The following is a 3,129-nucleotide window of genomic DNA, read 5'->3' as shown; positions in this document are numbered from 1 at the left end:
CCCCACGGTTTCCACAGGAAGTCGAGTGCTCCGCAGAGGATGTCGTGACGGGCGGGCATGCACGGGAGCGACCCGGTGACATGACGGTCCAAGCGCGTCGCGTGCTGCGCGGCGAACCGATCGAGGTTCGGTGTCTCGAACTCGTCGCCTCCGTACGCGCCCAGCATGTGCCGGTTGAGCGAGTCGAGGAGGATGACGGCGACGTTCTTCGGCTGTGCGACCATCGCCGCAGTCTGGCCGGTCGAGCCCGGCGTGTCCGACACGCAGCCCAGCGTCTACATTCGAGAGCCGGTACCTCCTGGGAGACACATGGCCACACGCATCCACACACGGTCCGGCACGCGGGAGTTCGCTCCTGGCAACTGACCCTGAGCGGCGTTGCCTGATCGTCGGGGCCGGGCGCGCGGGCGGATCGTTCGCGACCGCGCTCGACTCCGTCGGCTGGACGGTCGACCTCGTGTCGTCCCGACACCTCGACGACATCGACCCCGAGGCACTCACGCGGGCATCGGTGGTCTTGCTGACGGTCGCCGACTCGGCAATCGCCGACGTCGCAGCGTGCCTCGCCGGGCGCGTCACCGACGAGGAGCGCGTCGGTCCGGCCATCGATGGTGTCGTCGCTCACGTCTCGGGCGCGTGCGGCCTCGACGTGCTCGCCCCGCATCGGCGGGTCGGTTCGCTGCACCCGCTGATGTCACTGCCCGACCGCGAGACGGGTGCGAGACGCCTCCTCGACCGATGCACGTTCGCGGTCGACGGCGACCCGACGCTCACCGGGATGGTGGACGCGCTCGGCGGGCGGCCGATCCGCATTCCGGCATCCGACCGGATGCTCTACCACGCGACGGCGAGCATCGCCGCGAATCACCTGACCGCACTGTGCGCGCAGGTCGAACGGCTCGCTGCCGAGGTCGGGGTTCCCGTCGATGCCTACTGGGCGTTGATGACCACGACGCTCGAGAACATCTCCGAGGTCGGATCGACGGATGCGCTCACCGGGCCCGCCGCCCGGGCCGACTGGACCACGGTTCGATCCCACGTCGCAGCGCTTCCCGACGACGAACGACTGCTCTACCTGGTCCTGTGCGAACGGGCGACCGAACTCGCCGGCCACGTCCTCCCCGACGATCTCCGCGTGTCCGACTGAAGATCGGTCCGGAAGATCGGCCCGGGCAACGACCGCCCGATCATCGACGGAGCGGATGCACGGTCGCACCCCGGTGATCAGTCGGTCTCGGGCTCCGACGCCTCACGATGCGCCGGCGGTGTCTTGCCGTACAGCGACACGAAGCGGGCGACGACGGTGGCGAGGAAGATCTGGCCCACGACCGCCTCCAACGCGCTGATCCGCTGCGAGATGTCGTCGATCGGGTGGATGTCGCCGAACCCGAGCGTCGAAATCACGACGAAGGAGTAGTACACCGGGAGTCCGGTCGACGGAGGATCGAGGACCGCCTCGTGCTGAAAGCCGACCATCGCGAGATAGATCCACGCGAAGATCAAGCCGATCAGTACATACGCGCTGATCACCCCCAGGATCGTCGCGAGCGTGACCTCCTGGTGTTGGAGCACCCGGCGCACGAGCGCTCCGAGGATCGCTCCGAGGACGAGCGCCTGCAGGAGTGCTCCGACGCCCGCAGCAGTCGAGGTCGGCTCGAACACGCTGATCAGCACGATTCCGATCACACCGAGTGCTGCGAAGAATGCCGTGCGGCGGCCGTTGTCGCGCAACCCGGTTGACGAGAATCCCACGACCAGCGAGGCGAGGTTCGCGAACGAACCGATGATCGTCGGCCATTCGTGGTCGGTCGCGCCCGAGAAGAGGAACGCGACCAGCAGGAAGAACAGCAGGGCGCCGAAGCGGTCCAGTCCCGGGGTCCACGGCAATCGGTTGCGCACGGCGTCAGGCTAGGCGTCCGTCACGATCGACGCGAAAGACCGTGGGGTAGCTCCCTCAGAGGCGCAATCGAACCCACAGCGGTCGATGGTCGCTGGCGACGAGGTCGCGGACGACCCCGCAGTCGAGCGGCTCGAACCCGCGGGCGAAGACGTGGTCGAGCGAGAACTCACGACTGCCGCGCCGCAGGGTCGGGTCGGCACCGACCGACACCCGCGTCGCGTCGACCGAGCTCATCGCCCGGTCCACGGCAGCGACCCCACGCTGGGTCAAGGTGTTGAAATCCCCGCCGACCACGAGACGCGCATGATCCCACCGCATCGTCGCCCGCGCGATCTCCTCGAACTGTCGACGTCGTTTCGGCGGGCTCAAGGTCGGGACCTCCGTGTGCACGCTGCACGCGACGACCGGTGACGAATCGACCGAGACCACGGCACCGAGCATCAATCGTTCCTGGCCCTGCAGGGCGGACTTGTGCGGCAGGGTCGCGACGACGGGTTCGGAGATCGGCCACCTCGAGAGGACGGCGTTTCCGAAGTTGCGACCGGTCTGGCGGTGTGGTCCGAGCGCGCCATACACGTGGTTGACGCCGATCCGCTCGGCGATCAGCTCGGTCCCGTCCTCGTCCATCTCCTGGAGCAGGATCACATCGGCTGAATGCAGCATGTCAACGCTCGCGAGCGCCTCGGCCGCAGCGGCGGCCTCGAGCCCGAACCGGACGTTCCAACTGACCACGTGGACCGTGCCGTTCGACTCGGGTGGGTCACCGGCATGCGTCCCCTGGCGGAGCGGGGGAGGAACCGGTTGCGGATCGCGACGGCGGGTGACCATGGAACGACCATCATGGTGCTCCGCACCCGGCCGTCGGTCATCGATGCCCACCGTGCAACTCGGCAGAACGACTAGGTTCGGCGTCGTTCGAATCGTCCACAGCGTTGGAGATCCGAAACACGTCACGAGGAGGATTCGACGATGACCGCTACCCAGGTGAACCCCAACCACCACGAGCCACCCGACCAACAGCAGGCGAAGCGCTACATCGCGCTCGGGGCGCGCTTCGTCGGCTACCTCGTCTACGTCTACGTGCTCATCGTCGAGGTCTTCCTGTTCTTCGGGTTCATCCTCCTTTTGTTCGGGGCGAACTCGTCTGCCGGCTTCGTCTCGTGGATCTACCGGAACCTCGACCGAGCGATGGATCCCTTCCGCGGGATCTTCACCCCGATCGAGCTCGG

At 67.4% G+C, this 3,129-nt stretch carries 4 protein-coding genes and 1 pseudogene; 2 read left to right on the top strand and 3 right to left on the bottom strand.

The features are described 5' to 3' along the window. Positions 1-263 (bottom strand): sulfatase-like hydrolase/transferase (locus tag WBV89_RS01275; protein ID WP_423979526.1); only part of this gene is annotated, 263 nt, incomplete at its 3' end. On the opposite strand from WBV89_RS01275, the gene WBV89_RS01270 reads away from it, so the two are divergent. Next, positions 215-1,147 carry a Rossmann-like and DUF2520 domain-containing protein gene (locus tag WBV89_RS01270; protein WP_423979525.1) on the top strand — a complete coding sequence of 311 codons (933 nt, stop codon included), beginning with the start codon at positions 215-217 and terminating at the stop codon, positions 1,145-1,147. The two genes, WBV89_RS01275 and WBV89_RS01270, sit on opposite strands and share 49 nt — an antisense overlap. Positions 1,148-1,224: 77 nt before the next feature. On the opposite strand, the gene WBV89_RS01265 is transcribed toward WBV89_RS01270, so the two are convergent. Both WBV89_RS01265 and WBV89_RS01260 read right to left on the bottom strand, forming a co-directional pair. Continuing rightward, positions 1,225-1,899 carry a potassium channel family protein gene (locus tag WBV89_RS01265; protein ID WP_423979524.1) on the bottom strand — a complete coding sequence of 225 codons (675 nt, stop codon included), beginning with the start codon at positions 1,897-1,899 and terminating at the stop codon, positions 1,225-1,227. Positions 1,900-1,954: 55 nt separating this feature from the next. Beyond that, on the bottom strand, positions 1,955-2,728 hold the full coding sequence (locus WBV89_RS01260) for an endonuclease/exonuclease/phosphatase family protein (RefSeq protein WP_423979523.1): 774 nt from the start codon (positions 2,726-2,728) through the stop codon (positions 1,955-1,957). Between the two features lie 141 nt (positions 2,729-2,869). On the opposite strand from WBV89_RS01260, the pseudogene WBV89_RS01255 reads away from it, so the two are divergent. Beyond that, positions 2,870-3,129, top strand: a pseudogene (locus WBV89_RS01255) (hypothetical protein); the annotation flags it as partial.

It is taken from the genome of Ilumatobacter sp. (genome assembly GCF_049588435.1).
In the GTDB taxonomy this organism is placed as follows: Bacteria; Actinomycetota; Acidimicrobiia; order Acidimicrobiales; family Ilumatobacteraceae; genus Ilumatobacter_A.
The sequence above is the reverse complement of the archived record's forward strand: the minus strand, read 5'-3'. Positions and strand labels throughout refer to the sequence as shown.

Excerpts from the sequence above, each read along its gene's own strand:
- WBV89_RS01260 (WP_423979523.1), bottom strand. The coding sequence starts at position 2,728 with ATGGTCACCCGCCGTCGCGATCCGCAACCGGTTCCTCCCCCGCTCCGC.